This window comes from Vibrio alfacsensis (genome assembly GCF_019670485.1).
Taxonomy (GTDB): domain Bacteria; phylum Pseudomonadota; class Gammaproteobacteria; order Enterobacterales; family Vibrionaceae; genus Vibrio; species Vibrio alfacsensis.
This window is the reverse complement of sequence record NZ_AP024166.1, coordinates 649784-670142: the sequence shown is the minus strand read 5'-3', so window position 1 is coordinate 670142 and position 20359 is coordinate 649784. Positions and strand designations below refer to the sequence as shown.

General features: G+C 42.7%; 19 protein-coding genes. 7 read left to right on the top strand and 12 right to left on the bottom strand.

Translation table 11 applies throughout. The features are described from left to right. Entirely contained in the window at window positions 1-840 is an 840-nt protein-coding gene (locus tag VA249_RS17450) for an isopenicillin N synthase family dioxygenase (RefSeq protein ID WP_221072023.1), read from the bottom strand. Between the two features lie 221 nt (window positions 841-1061). On the opposite strand from VA249_RS17450, the gene VA249_RS17445 reads away from it, so the two are divergent. Further along, a complete protein-coding gene (locus VA249_RS17445; RefSeq protein ID WP_221072022.1) occupies window positions 1062-1658 on the top strand; it encodes a DUF2238 domain-containing protein in 597 nt (198 codons plus the stop codon). Here the strand turns inward: VA249_RS17445 and cutA are convergent. The 5 genes from cutA to VA249_RS17420 form a co-directional block, all read right to left on the bottom strand. Continuing rightward, window positions 1620-1952 carry a divalent-cation tolerance protein CutA gene (cutA, locus tag VA249_RS17440; protein ID WP_221072224.1) on the bottom strand — a complete coding sequence of 111 codons (333 nt, stop codon included), beginning with the start codon at window positions 1950-1952 and terminating at the stop codon, window positions 1620-1622. The genes VA249_RS17445 and cutA overlap by 39 nt on opposite strands. A gap of 9 nt (window positions 1953-1961) precedes the next feature. Then, the gene (locus tag VA249_RS17435) at window positions 1962-2213 is read right to left on the bottom strand and encodes a hypothetical protein (RefSeq protein ID WP_221072020.1); all 252 of its coding nucleotides are present in this window, start codon (window positions 2211-2213) and stop codon (window positions 1962-1964) included. After that, entirely contained in the window at window positions 2197-3903 is a 1707-nt protein-coding gene (locus VA249_RS17430; protein WP_221072018.1) for an SgrR family transcriptional regulator, read from the bottom strand. Before VA249_RS17430 ends, VA249_RS17435 begins: the two co-directional genes overlap by 17 nt. A 79-nt stretch (window positions 3904-3982) precedes the next feature. After that, a complete protein-coding gene (locus tag VA249_RS17425; protein ID WP_221072016.1) occupies window positions 3983-4216 on the bottom strand; it encodes a DUF3389 domain-containing protein in 234 nt (77 codons plus the stop codon). Window positions 4217-4287: 71 nt separating this feature from the next. Continuing rightward, window positions 4288-4728 (bottom strand): hotdog fold thioesterase, encoded by a 441-nt coding sequence (locus VA249_RS17420; RefSeq protein ID WP_221072014.1) that lies wholly within the window; start codon window positions 4726-4728, stop codon window positions 4288-4290. Window positions 4729-4911: 183 nt separating this feature from the next. On the opposite strand from VA249_RS17420, the gene VA249_RS17415 reads away from it, so the two are divergent. Then, the gene (locus VA249_RS17415; RefSeq protein ID WP_225927151.1) at window positions 4912-5700 is read left to right on the top strand and encodes a M48 family metallopeptidase; all 789 of its coding nucleotides are present in this window, start codon (window positions 4912-4914) and stop codon (window positions 5698-5700) included. A gap of 159 nt (window positions 5701-5859) precedes the next feature. On the opposite strand, the gene VA249_RS17410 is transcribed toward VA249_RS17415, so the two are convergent. Next, a complete protein-coding gene (locus VA249_RS17410) occupies window positions 5860-6888 on the bottom strand; it encodes a site-2 protease family protein (RefSeq protein WP_221072009.1) in 1029 nt (342 codons plus the stop codon). A gap of 409 nt (window positions 6889-7297) precedes the next feature. Between VA249_RS17410 and VA249_RS17405 the strand changes: the two genes are divergently transcribed. From VA249_RS17405 to VA249_RS17390, 4 genes are all read left to right on the top strand, one after another. Continuing rightward, window positions 7298-8533: an outer membrane protein transport protein gene (locus VA249_RS17405; RefSeq protein WP_221072008.1), complete on the top strand. Its 1236-nt coding sequence runs from the start codon at window positions 7298-7300 to the stop codon at window positions 8531-8533. A 21-nt stretch (window positions 8534-8554) separates the two neighbouring features. After that, window positions 8555-11044: a VolA/Pla-1 family phospholipase gene (locus VA249_RS17400; protein WP_221072006.1), complete on the top strand. Its 2490-nt coding sequence runs from the start codon at window positions 8555-8557 to the stop codon at window positions 11042-11044. 163 nt (window positions 11045-11207) lie between these two features. Next, complete coding sequence (locus VA249_RS17395) at window positions 11208-11417, top strand: YgdI/YgdR family lipoprotein (RefSeq protein WP_211917325.1); 210 nt, start codon at window positions 11208-11210, stop codon at window positions 11415-11417. Between the two features lie 356 nt (window positions 11418-11773). Continuing rightward, window positions 11774-12331: a PhnA domain-containing protein gene (locus VA249_RS17390; RefSeq protein WP_128812883.1), complete on the top strand. Its 558-nt coding sequence runs from the start codon at window positions 11774-11776 to the stop codon at window positions 12329-12331. A gap of 186 nt (window positions 12332-12517) precedes the next feature. Here the strand turns inward: VA249_RS17390 and VA249_RS17385 are convergent, their stop codons facing one another. The 3 genes from VA249_RS17385 to VA249_RS17375 form a co-directional block, all read right to left on the bottom strand. Continuing rightward, entirely contained in the window at window positions 12518-12706 is a 189-nt protein-coding gene (locus tag VA249_RS17385; protein ID WP_221072004.1) for a hypothetical protein, read from the bottom strand. Window positions 12707-12993: 287 nt separating this feature from the next. Beyond that, the gene (locus VA249_RS17380; protein WP_221072003.1) at window positions 12994-14004 is read right to left on the bottom strand and encodes a TerC/Alx family metal homeostasis membrane protein; all 1011 of its coding nucleotides are present in this window, start codon (window positions 14002-14004) and stop codon (window positions 12994-12996) included. A 661-nt stretch (window positions 14005-14665) separates the two neighbouring features. After that, window positions 14666-16408 (bottom strand): bifunctional metallophosphatase/5'-nucleotidase, encoded by a 1743-nt coding sequence (locus tag VA249_RS17375; RefSeq protein ID WP_221071991.1) that lies wholly within the window; start codon window positions 16406-16408, stop codon window positions 14666-14668. A gap of 285 nt (window positions 16409-16693) precedes the next feature. Between VA249_RS17375 and VA249_RS17370 the strand changes: the two genes are divergently transcribed. Beyond that, window positions 16694-18328 (top strand): ATP-dependent endonuclease, encoded by a 1635-nt coding sequence (locus VA249_RS17370; protein ID WP_221071989.1) that lies wholly within the window; start codon window positions 16694-16696, stop codon window positions 18326-18328. A 164-nt stretch (window positions 18329-18492) separates the two neighbouring features. Here VA249_RS17370 and VA249_RS17365 read toward each other — a convergent pair whose 3' ends face one another. Next, window positions 18493-18972 (bottom strand): DUF1097 domain-containing protein, encoded by a 480-nt coding sequence (locus VA249_RS17365; RefSeq protein WP_221072222.1) that lies wholly within the window; start codon window positions 18970-18972, stop codon window positions 18493-18495. 298 nt (window positions 18973-19270) lie between these two features. Then, window positions 19271-20176, bottom strand: coding sequence for a LysR substrate-binding domain-containing protein (locus VA249_RS17360; protein ID WP_128813509.1), 906 nt, complete (start codon window positions 20174-20176; stop codon window positions 19271-19273). Window positions 20177-20359 lie beyond the last annotated feature (183 nt).

Sequence of the window (20359 nt, the reverse complement as noted above, 5' to 3'; positions counted from 1 at the left end):
TCAAATAACGCCTAGCTCTCTCAAACGTTCCATCAGATAACTGTGTGCGGTATAACGTTCAGAAAGTACGGTATCGGGTTTTGGATGTAGGAAGAGAGGGAGAGAAATGCGTGAATTTTCCTGACGACCACCGGTTGGGTTGATAACTCGATGTGTCGTAGATGGGAAGTAACCCCCAGAGGCTTCTTGCAACATATCACCAATATTAATGATTAAATTACCAAAATCACACGGTACGTCTAACCAATCCCCCTCTTTACTCTTAACTTGTAAGCCGGGCTCATTAGCTGCTGGAAGAACCGTCAGCAAATTGATGTCTTCATGAGCCGCAGCTCGAATCGCGCCTGGCTCTTCTTCTCCGGTCATTGGTGGGTAATGAAGAACACGAAGTAGCGTTTTATCGCTGTTATTGATCATTTCCGATAACGCCACTGAGAATTTTTCTTGAACCTCTTTGGGCGCATACGCCTCAACCCAGCCTAAGAGTTCTTGAGCAAAAGTATTTGCACGCTCGTAATATTCGAAGATCTCCGCTTCTAAATGATTAGGGATCTGCCCCCATGGGTATACATGAAAATACTCTTTGATGTCTTTAACCGTATGCCCCTTTGCGACCTCGGAAACTGATGGTGGAAAGTAACCGTCTTGAGTTTCAACATTAAATTGGAAATCATGCTTTTGCTCGGAGCAGAAAAATGCATACCAGTTTTTGTAAATGGATTCGACAAGCTCTTGAGGGATTGGATGGTTCTTTAACACACCAAATCCGGTTTCGCGCAATGAGGTGACGAACTGTTGAGCAGCATCGTCAGCAAGATAATCGACAGTTTCCAGTTTCATGACTTTACTTCTTATTTATTCTACTGAGTCAAAAATTCTATGGATAGCCAAGTTGTAAATCAAACTTTAATGAAATGTTTGTGTTCAAACGTTTTATTGTTGAGCTATTCGACGACATATCAACATAAATAGTAATCATCACTTTTGCGAAACAAACAATTGCACAGCGTTCAATTAAGTGTAATATATCGTCAGGATTTAATTGAAGGATCAAAAACTCTATGAGAAGTGTTTCTACTTTATTGGGTTTAACCATTTTCTACGCTGTCATATTTCTATTTTCAGCACTCGATCCAAGCTCACGTGCAGTATGGTTTGCAGAAATAGTCCCAGCCATTGGTATTCTTATCGTTATTTGGGCGATATCCTTACGTTATCAGTTTAGCAATACCGCATACGTTTTGATGTTTATTTGGCTCTGCTTGCACACCATCGGAGCGAAATACACGTTTGCAGATGTGCCATTTGATTGGTTTAACAATTTGATTGGTTCTGAACGTAACAATTTTGACCGAGTTGCTCATTTCTCCATCGGATTATATGCCTATCCGATTGCTGAATTCTTAATCAACAAAAAGAAAGTCAGTGCGAGCTTCGCCTCGTGGTTCGCTTTGTTTGCGATTATGTCTTTGGCCGCCGGTTATGAGATCATCGAGTGGTGGTATGCTGCACTCGCGGGTGGCGATGAGGGAATTGCCTTTCTAGGCTCACAAGGTGATATTTGGGACGCCCAGAAAGACATGCTATGCGACACCATGGGAGCTATTGTGTCGTTGATTCTATTGACAACTCAACGTCGATTGGCGAAGCCATTCTAAATAAGGGTTAAATCCCTCTACAATTGGAACCTGTACGATTTGAGCTACTTCGTATTCGTGCAGGTTTTTGATTTTATCTTCCACTAATGCGTATAGATCACGCCGAGTCTTTATCACCATTAACCATTCGTTATCACTGCAAATTTCCCCTTTCCACACATAGTGGCTCTCTATTGGCATGGTTTGGATACAAGCGGCCAACTTTGACTCGAGCAGACCTTTTACAATCTCATCACGGTTCTGTTGTGTACCTGCCGTGCTCAGTACAATGCAGTATTCATGTTGTTCACTCATCATGACCTCTTATTTCATCGTCACTTTGCCGCCAATCATTTTATAGGCCGGCGTTCCACGAACTAGTGTGTCTCTAGCAAACTCTTGTCCACAATTAGGGCAAAGACAAGGTAACTGGGTAAAATCTTCTACAATACGTTCTTTGAAGCACTTTACCAACGTCCCCTTGCCTCCTTTTCGATACTTGAATAACTGAGCTTTGCACTTAGCGCAGTATATTTCGACCGTTTTTGTCGGCTGTTTTTTATTCGGTTTTGCCATTTTTCTCTATTTCTGGTTTTACCCATACGTTACTAAAGTCAAACCAACCAAGTGCATTACACTTCGCGTTTTGAAGGGCGCCACTATGGTCTTTGTTCACACCAAGCCAACAATGGAACATAGGGATCACTTGGCAGCTTTTTACTAACTGCTTACCCAATTCTCGAGCCGGAAAATCGTTATGTTGTCCTGCTCTCCATTGGTCCACCAGCGTTGACCAACCTGAAAAATCGTAGCCCGCACTAAACTTATCAATGTCACTGTAGTCAAGTAGCCAACCAGCCAATGCGTCATTACGGTTAGTCGCTATGCCCATCGCTTTGATCCAAACGTCCACCTCTTCTGGCTCTGGTGGTTGCGTGTCATAACGAATAAACACAACGTCAATTCCATGAGGTTTAAGTAGTGTTTTGATTGCTTTGGCTATTACCGGAAACATTGGATGTTTCTTTTGGTAAGCAACCCTGATGCTTTTATCCGATTGGGGTGCCTCGCTTGTCATTGATGGTCTGAGATCAATCCATCCTGGTTTCAAACCAAAAGCTTGGAGTACACCTAACTCAATGACAGTATCTTGTGGGACATGAGAATAAACTTGATAGCTGTTCAATGTTTGACTTAAAAACTCCGCCCAACGAGGATCTTTGGCGATCCCGTTGTTTTTGTTGAGCAGCAAAAAGGTACAGCCCGGATCAAGTTCGACTTCATCTGTAGAGGCTTGCTTGTCCATTTGAGGCTTAGATAAGCTGGGATAAACCATTGAAGAGTAGGCTTCATCGATAACCCACACTTCTACTTGATCAAGTAAAGATCGATAACCAAAATAACCATCAAACGCGGTCAGAATTAGGCGTTTCTCATCATTAACTTTAACTTGGAAAGGCCCTGTACCGATTGGTCTTCTATCAAACTCCTCAGAACGAAGTGCTTTAGGCAAAAGAACTTTCGCTTGAGATTCACTAAGTGCGAGTGGTAAATATTTATCTGGACGCACGAGGTGGATATCGACAGTCCATGGCTCTAAAGAAACGACTTTTTCGATATGAGAGAACAGGTTCAAGCCACTTAAAGCGACGATGCTTTCAATAACGCAATTCGTCGTCAGAAGCTCCCCGTTATGGAAACGAACCCCACGGCGTAAATAGAATCGCCAATGATTGTCAGACAGCGCTTCCCAATAGTGAGCGAGATCCGGTTGAAGTTGTTCGTTTTCATCAAGCTTAGTCAAACCGCTAAAAACCTGACGAGCAATATGTTGTTCCGATCGGCGCATTGGCTTTTGAGGGTTCAACATCGCCAATGGACGATAGTAAGGCAATCGAACAACTTGCTCACCTTGACGGTGTTGTAAGCCTAAATACCCTTGAATAACCTGAGTAAGTTTTGCGGCGTCGTTATCAAGCGCGTCTAATGCTTGCCCAATTTTACCTTCATCAAGATAGCGACGAGCAAGATTTTCACTAACATCGTTGCGGTTACGTTTAAAAACAAGCGTTGATAATTTGCCTCGTCCTGCAGCAGGATGCCATTCAATCCATCCCTCCTCTTCAAGTTTATTTAAAACAATCCGAGCGTTACGGCGAGTACAAAAGAGTGCATCGGTAATGTCTTCAAGTTGAACTTCTGAGTCATTACCAGAGAATTTTTCAAACAGTGTTTCAAATTGAACACGTAAACGAGGGCTGCTCATAAAGAGGAAATTTTAGTTTTCATAACGATAAACTTAGTTTCCTCATTTTTTGCAAAAAGTGCAAATACCGACGTACCATTTATTGGACGTCGATACCAATTTCTTGTGCCAATTGACGAATTTGCTCATCATTATCAAGTTTTATCGACCACTTTGTCTCAGCGCCATGGGCCAATACGACATTTGCTCCTCGACCTAGTAACTGAATCGCGTCCGTCTGTGCTTGTAAAGTGACCATGCTAGCCCCCGTTAGTTTGATAACCACTTCTCTTTGAGTTGCAATGATCTTGCCTAATGAAAATTCAATAACCATCAAATCTTTTTCCTATTCACTTTCTTTTCTATGAACGCTCTTCCCTATTCAATTTCTTCCCTGTCAATTTGTTAGTCGCGGGCCGACTTTTCTTTGTGATGTTTTACCGCAATAGTTAAACGACTCGTACAAACCAAACGCTCGCGTTCATCGGTAATATTGATTTGCCACACCTGAGTTGATACACCTAGGTGGACAGGTTCTGCGGTTCCAATTACATGGCCACTGCGCACTGCTCGCACATGATTCGCGTTAATATCAAGCCCGACACAATAGCTTCCCTCGCCTACACAAAAGTTTGCCGCTAGCGAACCTAACGTCTCAGCAAGTACGACGGATGCACCACCATGAAGCATCCCCAATGGTTGATGAGTAAAATTGCACACAGGCATAGAGGCGCTAAGAGAATTATCAGTAAAGTCGGTATAGACAATTTGTAAGTGCTCCATCATGGTATTTTTGGAGGTCTCATTAAGAATGTCTAAATTGATTGGCTTTTTCCAGATGCTCATTTGGGGGCTCTTTTTCAATGAATTCTGGCCGTGAAACGGCGAAAAGTGTCGCCTAGGATAGTCTCTTATCCATGTTAACTTCAAGCAGCAAGAATACATTTATCACAACTATGAAAAGCCCTTAACTTCTTCATTGATGGCGCTATACTATTGGCACATAACAAAAAACAGATGGAGTTTATAATGAGGACATGGATTAAAGCCTCGATGCTTTTCACAATCGCAGGTTTAACTGCTTGTAGCTCTTCTCCTACCGGTCGAAATCAAATTCTGATGTTTTCTGATTCTGAGATGTCATCGCTTGGAGCAAAATCATTCGAGCAGATGAAGAAAGAAATTCCCATCAGTAAAAATAAAAAAACCAATGCCTATGTCCAATGTGTAGCGAAACATATTACCGACACGATTCCACCTCAACCTGGTTTTACAAAGTGGGAAGTTGTCGTATTTGATAGCGACCAAGTCAACGCGTTTGCCTTACCGGGCGGTAAAATCGGCGTATATACTGGTTTATTGAAAGTGGCTAAAAACCAAGATCAACTCGCGACGGTTATCGGTCATGAAGTGGCCCACGTCCTGGCCGATCACAGTAATGAGAGGCTATCTCAAAGCCAATTAGCCAATGCTGGGTTGTCGCTCGCAAACGTCGCGCTTGGGGCTTCGGAATATAAAGAATATCAGCAAGTCACCATGTCTGCGCTTGGCCTTGGCGTTCAGTATGGCGTGATCTTACCTTATGGTCGTACTCAAGAATCAGAGGCGGATATTGTTGGTCTTGAGTACATGGCGAAAGCGGGCTTTAACCCAAATCAAAGCGTCGACCTTTGGAAAAACATGGGCAAAGCATCTGGCGGTTCTCAACCACCGGAGTTTTTCTCCACTCACCCATCGCATAGTACTCGAATTAAAGACCTTCAAGCTACGATCAATACACTCCCAGCTTACAATGTGAAAGCACCAAAGTGTGGATAAAAAATATAGATGCAGAAAGTGTGATAATCCCCGCGACACACCCAAACCATCAAAAGAGATAAAGCTCCAAAATCGGAGCTTTTTCTTTGCCTGTTACTTCTGAAATCAAGCTAAATTGAATGAATATGAATAAGATTTCATCCGATTGGCTACAGCCTATCACGTGCCGAGAATTTGTAACGGTAAACCAAGTAGACTGTCCCCAAGGCCAGCAAAATACCAAATAATGGCGATAAAGCCACCGACTGAGACAAGATACCAAACCAAAGAGAATGCTTGACCATAACGTGTTAATGGCAATAAGTGACTATGATGCCTTGTTCGCCATTCCATGACCACTTCCAACATACCCATCATCAGCAAGAATCCCAACAAGGTTAAGCCAAAGGTATAACTGATATAAATTCCCAGAAACGCCGCTAGAATACTCCCGACTAGACCAATCCAACTGTTCATTGAAAAAGTGATACTCTTCAATACATGTCCACCATCCAAAGGCAAGATCGGTAGAAGATTGAAAAGGTTTAACAAGGCATTAAACACAGCCAGACCAGCGAACACTACCTCACCAGTCATCCAGTAAACTATTGTTAATACGATACTCAACACCAGACCAAAGAATGGCCCCATGATTGAAATCACCACATCTTGCCAACGAGTGTTAATTTTCTCATCACTAAGCGCTAAACCACCAAGAAAAGGAATGAGATAAATACCTTTGGTTTTCATTCCAAAGTATTTCATGGCTCGAATATGACCGTATTCGTGAAAAACCAAACAAGCTACCAGCGCTAGTGCAAATTCAATAGAAAATAACCACGAATACGCGGCTAAACTAGCAGAAGCCAACGCGACCTTAATCACTTTGGCACTTTTTAGGGCTTTCATTCCTAGCGAAACCAAGCCAATAATACTAAAACGCTTCTCTGCTGGTGGTGCTTCAACAGGTACTTGTCGTTCAATGTCTTTTTCGGTTCTGACGCCTTCGGCCACTAGATCATCATTCACCAACGCTTGATAGGTAAAATGGAATGGTTGCCAATTAAGCTCACATTTAACCTGACAATGCAGAACATCTTCACCAGATGTTAATTTAAAATGATGGCTAGATCTTCCTGAATCATCATCGCTGGCATCAATTTGCGATACCAATGTATTGTCCCAAAATAGTTGTTGCCATCCGGCCATAGAACCTTCAACTCTAAGTGGTTTCCCTAAAAATTCAATGTGTAGTAATTCCAACGCAAACTCTACTGACAAAACATGAAACCGCGATTATGCCTGCTATTGGGATTAACGGAAAGTGTCTATCCAATGGGATTAGATTCATATTTAACGTGAAATAAGCAAAATATTTCTGGTCTTACCATTCTTGTTAAAAATACAACGCTAATACAAGGCATTACCGCACCGTGTTTGACCTATGCATCAAATTTAAAACGTAATTTGGTCTCAAACTTTGACAAGATGACCAACATGCAATTAACATAATTGTTACATTAGAGTTATAGGTCTATCTCATAACAACGGATGTAAACGCTACATAACAATTACAAAGACTTCGGTCTAGCATAATGACACCCTAGGAGGGTCAAGGATGAACAAGAAGCACTGCTCTCTGCTTACGATTTCGATATTGTTTGCGTGTAATGCCCAATCTGCGGGCTTTCAGGTTGCTGAGCACTCAGCATCTGGTCTTGGTAGAGCATTCTCAGGTGAAGGTGCGGTTGCCGACAATGCCAGCGTATTGGCTCGCAACCCTGCCGCTATGACACTTTTCAAAGAAGCTCAATTCTCAGGCGCACTGTCTATTATTGACCCGGAAGTCAACGTCTATGACACGCTCCATAAAGAGCACGCCGATGATGTTGCCCCTCTTCAGGTTGTTCCAGCAGGCTATTACATCAGCCCAATTAATGACCAATGGGCATGGGGTATTGGCATGTTTACGACGTATGGTGTTGCGACAGACTACCCAGATGATATCTCTGCAGGTGACATGGCCGGTGACACCTCTCTACTCTCTGTAAACATCAACCCTAACATTGCGTACCGAATCAATGAACAATTCAGTGTCGGTGGTGGTATTAACTTGGTCTACGCTCAAGCTGAGCTGACGCGACACAAAGGTGTGCTTGCGGGTGTCCTAGGCGGAAATAAGTCAGACAAACTTATTGGTATGGAGGGCGATACATTCGCTTGGGGTTGGAATATTGGTGGCCTATTCGAACTTAATGAGAACAACCGATTTGGCTTTGGTTATCGTTCAAAAGTAGACCTTGATTTCGATAATGGTGAGTTCAGTAGCTATGACTCTGGGATCGCCTCTGCACCAAAAGTTGATGGTCGACTACAAATTTCTCTTCCGTCGATTATCGAACTTTCAGCATTCCATCAACTGAATGACCAATGGGCAATTCACTACGGTTGGCAACAGACCGATTGGAGCACATTCAAAGAGCTAAAAGCGACAAGCCCAGATTGTGCGGGTGGCGTTTGCTTCTACAAACCGGAGAAGTACGAAGATAACAACCGTTACTCATTTGGTGGCACCTATACATTGAACAGCGAATGGACGCTTCGTGCTGGTATCGCGTTCGATGAACAAGCCGGTAAAGCAACCCTAAGTATTCCAGACAGCGATCGTTTCTGGTACAGCGCAGGTGTGACTTATGCCATGCGTGAAAACCTAACCTTTGACGCAGGCTTTGCATTCGTTAAAAGTAAATCAGGCTCATTTACCGAGACTAACGCTCTAGATCAAGAGATTACTTTTGACTCAGAGGGTTCAGCATACATCAGTGCTGTACAAATGAACTACACATTCAAGTAATGGGATTAACGGAGTAAACCAATGAAACATACGTTCAAACTATCGCTGCTTTGTTCTGCAATCCTACTTGCTGGTTGTGGAGATAATACATCGAGCTCTGGGACTTCTGATTCGCCACAATTTGAAGAGAGTATCCAAACATTACTAGAGCGAAATACAAATATCGATTTCACGCTACAAGGTACGAATGCTAACGTACCACTGCCCTCGTTTCTTTTAATGGATTCATCCGATGGCACATTAGGTTTGCCGACAGGTGGAGATGAGTCATTAATGAACCCTCTGGCTGCGATGAATACCATGGACGGTTGGTCCACCTCTATGCCAATCGTGCTTAATTTTAAAGGCAATGGCTTCAAAGATGGTTTGGTCACTTCTGGCGTTAGTGTCATTAAACTGACTCAACCTTTGACAAGTATCGACGGAACAACTGAACCGATTGAAAAAGTGTTAACGATGCAAGATGGGATGACACCCGACGCCGATTTCCAAGTCGTCTCAAGTGGCAACAGCTTGTACATTCAATTTGCTGATGCGCTTGATGAGTCCAGTGAATATATTTTTGCTGTTTCGGGCGAAATTCTAGACAAAAATGATGAGAAAATTGGCACGTCAAGCAGCTATGCAACGGTTAAGCAGTCTGACACTATTTACACTGTGGGCGATTTAGCTTCAGTTCAAGGTGCAACCCACGCCATAGAGCAATTATTTACGGCTGCAGCGCCACTTACTGGTGTTGACCCAACCAACATCGTGTATTCATCTTGGTTTAGCACCCAATCCGTCGGAGATACATTGACAGCCGTGAAAGGCATCACGGGCTTATCAATGGCGGATCCTGATAAAACTCTGAACGATTATTACAAGATTCCAGAAGATTCTACTCTTGATTTGACCACGGCTTATCTTGCAATGCTTGGTGAACCTCAAGATTTTGTCCTTTCCTTAAACGAGAATGACGCGTTTTCCAAATACATTAGTGATGACCAAAACGTGAAAAATGCCATCATTGGTGGATACAGTCAACGCATTGCCCAAGGAGCACCGCATGTCGAGGTGACGAAAGGCAAGATTGATCTCCCGCATTACTTAGAGACAGGTGAAAACTGGAACCAGACACCGATGCAATCAGCAATGCCTAGTCTTGCAAAAGTTGTCGCGGCTCTCAACGACCCAGCAGAAGCTGAGGGAATTATCGCTCAACTTGTCGGGTTTGGTATTGATCCATCGAAATTGGCTACCGATATTCGAGAGCAAATGAAACTTGTTGGTACAACGTTGTCCCTTTCCAATGGTTCGCAACTTGATACCGAGCGTGTCATCACTCGTTATGCGCCTGTACCACAAGTTAAATCGCTAGAGTCGGTTAACATCTTGGTGTTCACGCCTAAGGACATCAAACCAACCAATGCCGTGATTTATCAACACGGTATTACGTCTGCAAAAGAAAATGCTTACGCGTTTGCTTATAACCTTGCACAAGCTGGGGTTGCCGTTATCGCCATTGATTTACCTTTGCACGGTGAACGAAGCCTTGATGAACAACGTTCAGCTAACGCCAACATTTTGGCCTACCTAAATCTTGAATATTTGCCAGTTGCACGAGACAACGTCCGTCAGAGTGAACTTGATATGATGGGGTTAAGAGCTGGGTTATCAGTGTCTTTAGGCGCCGGACTATTTAATGAAAAGCCATTAGCAAGTATGGCACAAGTGAAAGCCCTCGGTCATTCGCTTGGTGGTATCGTAGCAACCACAGCGGTTGCCGCCGCTAACAAGCCAATCCCTGGACTAACCGAACAAGAACAGGCAGCATTGACTGGCCTTTACGGTATTAGTGGGATGTCGATTCACAACTCCGGTGGACAGATTGCTCATCTATTGTTGAATTCGCCGTCTTACGGGAACATGATTAAGCACAGTATCGCCTACTCTGGATCAAGTGAATATCAGCAAACATTTGAATCTTTGGTCGCTCAAGGACAATGCTCAGCCGATATTTCAATGGTCGGCGCTTGTTTTGCAGCAATATATGCCGGTATGTCCGAGTCTCAGCAAGCAAGTGTTGATGGTGCTGTATCTCAATTCGGTTATGCGACTCAAACGGTGTTAGATACGATTGACCCATTTACGAATGCAGCCGACGTTAGTGCCGAATTACCAGTATTTATGTCTCAGGTTCAAAATGACCAAACCGTTCCAAATAGTGCACCCAATACATTTGCTGGAACCGAACCACTAGCGGCGAAACTTGGCCTGGCGTCAATTAATGGCTCAACCTCTGCACCAGCTACAGGTGGTAATCTCTTCAAATACCAAGGCAATACCATTGACGAAAGTGGCATGGTGGTTAATACCGTGGCTACTCACTCAACTTTTGTCGCGCCACAGCTTGAAGCGAGCTCAGATTTGCCATATCACGCCGATATGCAGGCACGTAACATTGAGTTCCTAACGACGAACGCACTAAATGCCCCTGTGAATACCAATTTAATGGAGATCGCTGAGTAAACAAAAGCGAATAATCAGTGTCAATTCAAAGCCCATACCGCGATAGTAATATCATTGCCGTATGGGCTTTTTGTCTTTGCGCATGTTCCTCCTCCTATTCTCATCGTCTGCTATATTTAAATCGTTACTCTCACGTAACTCATTTTTTTAAAAGGAAATACTTATGAGACTATTGATTGTTCTAGGGACGGTATTACTACTCACCGCATGTGGAAGTAGCCAATATTTGATGTCGACTAACGAGGGGAAAATCATCACCTCTTACGGAAAGCCAGATTTAAATGAAGATACAGGTATGTATGAGTATGAAGATGTCGATGGCAAAGATATGAGCATATCTAAGGATGAAATCGTCCAAATCATCGAACGTTAACAAGTAATACCAATCTGGATGTGTGTTCATGTTTGTTCACTCATACAACAGGAAGAGTAGAAAACGTGTAAATTCAGATTGGTATTATTAACGGTATTGTTAGCGGTGGTGTTAAACGGCATTGATGATTTCTCAGTTCTCAAAAATGATCGAGCTGCGCAACTGATTCATCACTCAAAACAATCAACCCCTCCATTTATATTCTAGATATTATTTGTTTAGCCAATATTTTACATCTTACCCCTTTTCAGGTTGGAATATTGTAAAATCTGGCCTTAAATTCTCTAACACCCTTTTATTTATCAAGATAAAGTGGATAATACCGCCACGAAATAACATTACTAAGGTGAGTCCTTATGTCTATCGAATCTACTCTACTTGCACGCTGCGAGTCAAAATGTGAACTGTGTGCTTCTGAATCTCAATTGTCTGCTTACGCTGTACCACCACACAGCCACGTAACGGTTGATACGGCTATCATGGTTTGTGATAAGTGTCATGGTGAGATCGAAGATCCTAAAGACATTAACCACTGGCGCTGTTTAAGCGACAGCATGTGGAGTCAGGTTCCTGCAGTACAAGTAACTGCATGGCGCCAACTTACTCGCCTAAACACAGAAAGCTGGGCTCAAGATGCTCTTGACATGATGTACATGGAAGAAGAGCAAATGAACTGGGCAATGAAAGGTATGTCTGCTGACGATAAAACTGTTGACTGCAACGGCACTGAACTTAAGAAAGGTGACGACGTAACAGTAATCAAAGACCTACCAGTTAAAGGTACAAACCAAGTAATCAAGCAAGGTACGGTTATTCGCGGTATCAGCCTTGGTGATGATCCTAAGCTTGTTTCAGGCAAGGCAAACGGTGGTCAGTCAATGTACGTGATCGCTGAATACTGCCGTAAGAAGTAATTTATAGTTACTTTCGATACTAAGCGGGGCTCCAGTTTTGGAGCCCCGTTTTTGTTGATGCTCGTTATTATTTGTCTAAACACCGCGTCTTAGTATAAACACCGAGTCACAAAAAATTTATAATGGTCTTATCAGATACAAAAATGCCGACATAACGTCGGCATTTTTAATTCTTTTGCTTCAAGCTTAGCGGTACATACCGATATCTTTTTGCATGTGAGCTGACAAATCTTCTGCGTAGTAACTACGTGGCGTGTTATCTACGAACAAAATGTCTAGTAGGTGAGCAATCAATCCTTTGAAGTTAACCGTATAGGTTTTCTTATCCATAGAGGTTGGTAAAGCTACATTTGTCATTTGCATTGCTTGTTCCATGATTGCCTCTCTTGTAAGCGCTAAATTATGTTGTTGGTTGTATATTAGTCATATTTTTAGGGTGTAAAAAATGACTAAATTTTCCCATTCGAATTACTTTTTCTAATGAAACATGTTATTTACAACCAGCTAGAATATCAACTCACAATAGAAGAATAACTATTCACTTAAGCGGGTTTTGTATTGAATAACTTGAGGTTACTAATGTAATCCCAAGTTGGTTTGCAACAGTTTATTAACTAAATTTCTTTTTTGATTTTGTCATTTCTAAACAAGAGCAAAACGTTTTAATTAGTAATTTTAACGCTAACCTTATCGTTCGCTCTGTTTTTATAAATCGACGCAATAACAGCTAATGTCATCACTGTGATCAGAAAAGTCAAAGACCACACCGTTGGGATAGCATATTCAGTACCAACAAGCAGCATCTTCACACCGATAAACATCATGATGACTGACAACGCAGGTTTTAGGTAAACAAACTTGTCTAGCATTGCTTGAAGTACAAAATACAACGAACGAAGACCCAACAGTGCAAACACGTTAGCAGCTAAGACTAAGAATGGCTCACGAGTAACCGCAAAAATCGCAGGGATAGAATCCAAAGCGAACATCACGTCCATTACCGCGATAACACCAACAACAATCAGCATAGGTGTTGCAACCCATTTGCCTGCTTGTTTCAAGATCAGGTGGTTACCTTGATATTCATCTGTCACTGGCAAAAATTTGCGGATGAATTGTTCTGGGTATGGGTTAACTTCTTCCTCTTCACCTTTGTCACGAGCAAGTTTGATGCCCGTCCAAATTAGGAACGCTGCAAACACATACAGTACCCAATGGTATTGAGCTAACAATTGAGCACCAACTGCGATCATGATTGCACGAAGTACTAGAGCACCAATTACCCCCCACAGCAGAGCGCGTGGACGTAAATGTTCTGGAACCTTGTACTGAGTAAAGATAATCGCAAACACAAACAAGTTATCAACACTTAACGACTTCTCGAGTAAGTAACCGGTTAAGAATGACACGGTTGCTTTGTCGTGCGTGTATGAACTGTGTGGTGCGTAATAATCCCAAAAGAAATAGATAGAGCCTGCAAAAACAAACGCTAAAAGGAACCAAAACACGCTCCAAGTGATCGCCTTTTTCATGGTAATAACGCCGCCACGAGTTTGATAAATATCAAGGGCAACTAAAACCAATGTCAATAGACCGAATACACCGTACATTGTCAGTGATTCTTGTAGTGGAACGGATTGGCTTAATTGGGTGGTATTTTCGATAAGAGACATGCTTCCTCCCGCGCGGAAGGTCATGGTATGGCCGACCTTCCGCATACAATACAAACCAGTGGTCACATTACCCATGTGTCCACTGATCAATGAATGCGTTGGTCTCGTTGAAGTGATCACTTGATGAATCAGGTGACACCTTTATTTACCGGATAAGCTGTTGCTTAACGAGATGACGATAAATAAACTTGCGCTAACTACTCCCCAAACGCGGCAATCATACGCCTGAGTGCCTCGATCTCCAACAAAAATTATTTATCGTCATCTGGAGTTATTACTAATGGCGACAAATATTTAGCTCGCTTATTTATTCTGAGTAATTAGCGATAAAAAAATTACTGGTTTGGCTATCATTTATTAACCAGCCTAATACAACAAAAGAGCACGGCTGTGCTCTTCCATTTATATCGCTATGTAGCGTATCACTTTAAAAACCGTTGATAGGCACAAAATAAACTAACGTAGACCAAACCGCGATCCAGGCAAGTACAACGACCGCATCTGCCCAATCTGATTTCCACATATCCAATCCCTTATATTCGCTCATCACCCTATTCACGATACCGAAGCATCTGAGTATGCTAAGGGCTCGCTATGTCGATGAAAGCAAAAAAGATACCAGCTATGACTAATTATGATTCTGGTCTAATTGTGGTCTAGACTAATTGTGGATTTGGCTATATACAGTGTTGGCTTGATTCAGGCACTCGGGTTCATCTGTAAGAAGTTCAACGAAACAATCCGCCATCGACAAATTACTCACGAACCCCTCACCTTTCATCGATAAAATCGCCTCATACCCCTCTTTACCTTTCATGGTATAAGCAGATGAAGCGCCTCTGTACCATTGTTTGTCTTGTACGCTATGCCAGCATTGACCATCGAACATTTCTAAGTTCGTAATTCGCTTTCCTTTTGGCGCGTTTGCATCATAACCAAAATTTAAATTGTGCGTATATGGGTAACTGCCTGAGCCAGTCCCCTCAACGCCATTGTTAAATGCATTGTTTATTGCGCCCTCAAGCGTAAGTCTAATAACCTCGCCTTGAACATCGTAACACCCAATTGGCACGGCAAAAGGCAACAATTTTCCGGCAACGTCTGCCACAGTAATATTTCCAGGATTTAGGGATGCTCTTACCCCTCCCGCGTTGTGGATCGCAAATTGAACCCCATGCCCCCTTTTATTTAAACAGTGCAAAAATGAACGAGCAACGGCCGGAGCAAGTTCACTCCCTCCAAATTCATCTGGAATTCTCACGTGACGCTTTTTCGTTGCCACATTTGCGATAACCTGAGATTGAAGCTTACGGACGCGAGGAATGTATTTGTCGTTTAATATCGCCTGCGTGTCTGGGTGTTTTTTACATACCACAACATTAGGCTGCCCATGGATAAAATCACATGCGGTTTCAAATACACCTTGATCCAACTGCTCATTCAATGATGAGTCCCAGAATATTCGTCGACCAAGTAACAGTTCATTTTGACCACTTAACATCGTTACTTTACCGTGTTCGTCAAACTCAAGAACGCAGTGCCCCATGGTCAAAGCATGGAAACCCGCTTGTACGATGTAGGTGTCATTCACCTTTCTTCCATATGGATCATCATTGCCGAGTCCAACTTGAGTAAAGTCACCCTGTAACCTATGACTGTGTCCACCAACAATGATACCGATACCATCCACTTTCGCAGCCAATTCTAAATCATTGTCATAACCTAAGTGACTCAAAAGGATGATGTTATTGATACCTGCTCGATGAATTTGTTCTACTGTCGCCTTGGCAGTATCCACAGCAGACACAAATGGAGTGTCGACGTCGGGGTTTGCAATGTCACTCATCTTATCGATAGACAAACCAAAGATAGCAAACTTCTCGCCATGGAACTCTTTGACTAAGTACTGAGCACTTTTTGTGTTTACATCAAAGCTCAATACATTATCGCAATCACTGACACGATGCGCTTTTTGACTCAGTTCATTAGATAAATCCCAGTTGCCGGCTAACAACGGGAAATGTGTTCGTTGGCAAAACATAGCAACGGGCTCGTTACCCATATCTAATTCGTGATTACCGAGCGCCATCGCATCAATGTGTAATGCGTTAAGCAGATCGGCATTTGCTTTGCCCTTAAATAATGAAAAATAAAGTGTACCTTGAAAGCAATCGCCAGCGTGAAGGAACAACATACCTTGACCTTGACGCAACGCATCGTCTCTCAGTTGTTCTACACGTGTTGCAATACGTGAAAAGCCGCCAGCACTTACATAAGGCTCTAGAGGCTGTGTGCTGTCGACATTTAGTTTTAGCTGTAATGACGTAGGCTCAAAATAGGAATGAGTGTCATTGATGTGTGCCAGTTTAATGCGTACTGGCTTATGATTTTTATTCATCGTCATCTTCTCTCGTTTCATTCCCTTTAATTATTAGAGTTGAATCATGACAGAATCATGAATGTTATGAAACAGAGAAATCTTAATTTCATATTAACGTGATCACGGTAGCTAATGATCTGACTGAAATGCACGCTGCTGTAAAACGGTCTTTATTGCTAATGCTGTGAGTACGTAGAGCGTTTGGATATGAATTTGTGAGCCGCAGTAAACTCAACCATGCCAAATTCGTATATGCTTAAAAAACAATGGAAATAACGATAACTCAAGCCATTACATAGGAGAACAGTGATGAGATTGGAACGTATCGAAATCTCAGGTTTCCGTGGAATCAAGCGTCTTGCCCTCTCTTTTGATGAGCTCACAACACTCATTGGTGAGAACACTTGGGGCAAATCATCATTACTTGATGCACTGTCTCTTGTTTTGCCAGCAGACGGCTCTCTGTATCAATTTCAAATGACAGACTTTCATGTAGATTACTCTGTATCACACCCCCAAACACAACATTTACAAATCATTTTGTGTTTTAAGGCACAAGACAAACAAGAAGCAAATGCAGGACGTTATCGACGCCTAAAACCAACTTGGTGCATCAACGACAATAACGACCACGTCATCTACTATCGCATCAGTGCGTCCCGTGATGGCGTAAACATCAAAACAAGCTATGATTTTCTTGATTGTGAGGGTGAACCAAAACGTCTTCATCATACAGAAAAATTGGCGATAGAATTGATGACATTACATCCCGTTATTCGTTTACGAGATGCCCGCCAATTTACTCACCCAAACCATGTTAATGGCGAGGGTAAAAATTCACGAATTGAAAAACGCATTAGTAACACATGCCGACGCCTGCTTGCGATGCCTGGTCATGTAAATAAAGGAGAAATCAGAAGCAGTCTTGATTCAATGCAGACGCTTGTCGACCACTATTTCTCTTTTCGTTCTACGTATCGTGGCGACCCAAGGAAACCTCGTGACGGCATGTTCTACGCTAGTCCATCATCAGAGATCGGCTTGCAGCAGTTTCTGAAAGCCACCAATAATAAGCAAACTCGACTATTGCTAATGGGGTTGCTCAATGCCTATTTACAGGCCAAAGGACCGACGGATTTACGAAGATGCGCTCGACCAATACTGATCGTCGAAGATCCTGAGGGCAGACTTCATCCTACCCATTTATCTCGCGCGTGGGGATTACTACAGCTATTACCAATGCAAAAGATACTCACAACAAACAGTGCACGTCTGCTTGGTTCCGTTCCTTTATCCTCAATACGAAGACTCGTCCGTTTATCAGAAAAAACCATTGCCACTTCACTAAATCCATCAAAGTTCAGTGTTGACCAACTTCGCCGTATTGGATTCCACATCCGATTCCATCGTGCGGGTGCCCTATTTGCTCGCTGTTGGTTATTGGTTGAGGGTGAAACCGAGGTTTGGCTATTTAATGAACTTGCGCGTCAATGTGGTTACGATCTCGCCGCTGAAGGGGTACAAATCGTTGAGTTTGCCCAATCAGGATTGAAATCATTAATTAAAGTCGCTAAAGAATTTGGCATCGATTGGCATGTAGTGACGGACGGCGACCCAGCAGGAAAAAAATACGCACATACTGTCAGAGCGCATTTAGGTAATGACCAAGAACGTCATCGATTAACCGAACTCCCGGATAGGGACATTGAGCACTTTTTGTATAACCATGGTTTTGAGATGTTCTTTAAGGACATCGTTAAGATTCCCCATGATCATCCAATACCGGCAAAAAAAGTTGTTAATCGTGTTCTGAAAAAGCAAGCAAAACCGGATCTAGCATTAGCAATCGTCTCGCATTGTGAAGAGAAAGGCATAGATTGCATCCCTGTTCTCTTACGTTGGACACTGAAACGGGTCGTTACGATGGCGAATGGTAATACTTGATGGTCTGTAGTAATAACTAGAGGTCTATCGCAATGACGAGGGGCCAGATAAAAAAAGCACACCAAATAGGTGTGCTCGTATCAAGCATCAATATTTTTGATTATTCGTATTAAGCGGGATAAGTCTTAATACCAAAAAGATACCAATAAGATCGGGGGAATATACTACTGTACTTGCTCTGCAAGCGAAGTAGTGGTCGCTGATTTCGCATGTAACCAAAGTCCGGTTGCTTTCATTAGATAGCCGAATACGCCACCTAAAATAAGGGACGGTACCACCAACTGCCAATTTCCATCAGCGGCAAATGTTGCGCATGAGCCAATAAAAGTACCTGGGATATAGGCTAACCAAGCTTGCTTAGCTTGAATACACATAAAAAATGCCACTACAGCCGTAATTACATAGCCGATAATCTCTAAACCGACATAAGTAGAGCCATATATAATTACCATTGCCCAAAATACGCCTGTCATATTAGTGAGTAAACTTTCTGCAAGGCCTTTCAAACCACTGGTTGGGGATGCAAAGTAACTCGTACAGCCAAGAAAGCCTGCCCAAGATAGTAAGCCAAGGGAAATAGCAATCCAGCCCCAAACGCCAGAGAGAATACCAGTTGTAATAGAAATCGCTAAAAGTGTCGTCATGGAATTCTTACCTGCTTTGCCTGCTTCGCACCATTTTGGTTTGAAAGCTGCTTTCATACATTGAAATCAGGCTTCTAATACTAGAGGTATCCCCTACGTAATTCGGTGATCGGCATCACATGAAAAACTGCAACATCACAATAATTTCACCCAAAACTTGACGCAAACGATAAATCAACAGATTTAGAAAATAACTAGAGGACGAAGATAGGACAAGAAAAATGACAACTATTCAAGTTTTGGAGTGGTAACTGAACAATAAAAGGCTCTGCAACGCAGAGCCTTGTAATCATCGTGACTATAAAACCGAGCGCTTACCTTTCATCATTCGCAAGCCCTCTCGTTTAATACAGTCGACAAGCGGGTTCTCAGCCATGTCTGCTCGCCAAATAAAGGACAACGTACGATCCATTTTTAAATCTGGCACGTTCAAAGCGACAAGCTCACCTGCTTCGATATACCTCTCTACGTCTAAATATGGCAAACACGTCAAGTACTGGCCGTTGGCAACAAGGCTACGCAAAACTGGCACGTGTTCGTATTCACGCCAAACGTCCAAATCTTCAATAAGATGATGAATAGAGCTATCAAAAATTTTGCGTGTGCCAGAGCCATGCTCACGTAGAACCCATTTAGCGTGTTCAAGTTGCGCCAAACTTACGGAATCATTCTTAGCAAATGGGTGGTGAGACGCTGCAACTACAGTAAGGTGGTCACGACACCAAATTTCTTGGTGTAAACGGTTATCGTCACAACGTCCTTCAATCACGCCCAAATCGTATTTGTAATCTAAAACACCATCAATAACGGCTTGCGTACTTTGCACGCCAAGTGAAATTCGCATTTCTGGAAAATCATTATCAATGATACTGATAAGGTCTGGAACTAAGTGTTCTGCTGGGGTTTGACTTGCTCCCAGTCGAATATGTCCACTCAACAAATGCTGCTCGTAAAAACCCATTTCAATTTGCAAGGCATCTTGTAATAGACGTTTCGCTTTTGGCCTTAACCACATCCCCCAATGCGTTAATGCCATTTGCTTACCCTGCCTTTCAAACAAAGGCCTTCCAAGCATTTTTTCCAATTGCGCAAGCGACATACTCGTCGCTGATTGTGTCAGAGCCAGTTTATCTGCGGCCTGGCTTACACTGCCGGTGTCGGCAACTGCGTCAAATACCGCTAATTGCTTAAGTGAGTAGCGCAAAGTGTCCTCCCAAATCGGTGAGTATTCCAAATACTCTGGAGCCCAGAAATTTATGCGTCGATACGCAATAAAGTTCATTTTACCTACCCTGAAAAACTTATCAAATAATTTGATGAGGATTCTAAATATTATCAATTTTACCTGTACGTCCCAGACGCCTAATCTGGATATGCGGTTCGGGAA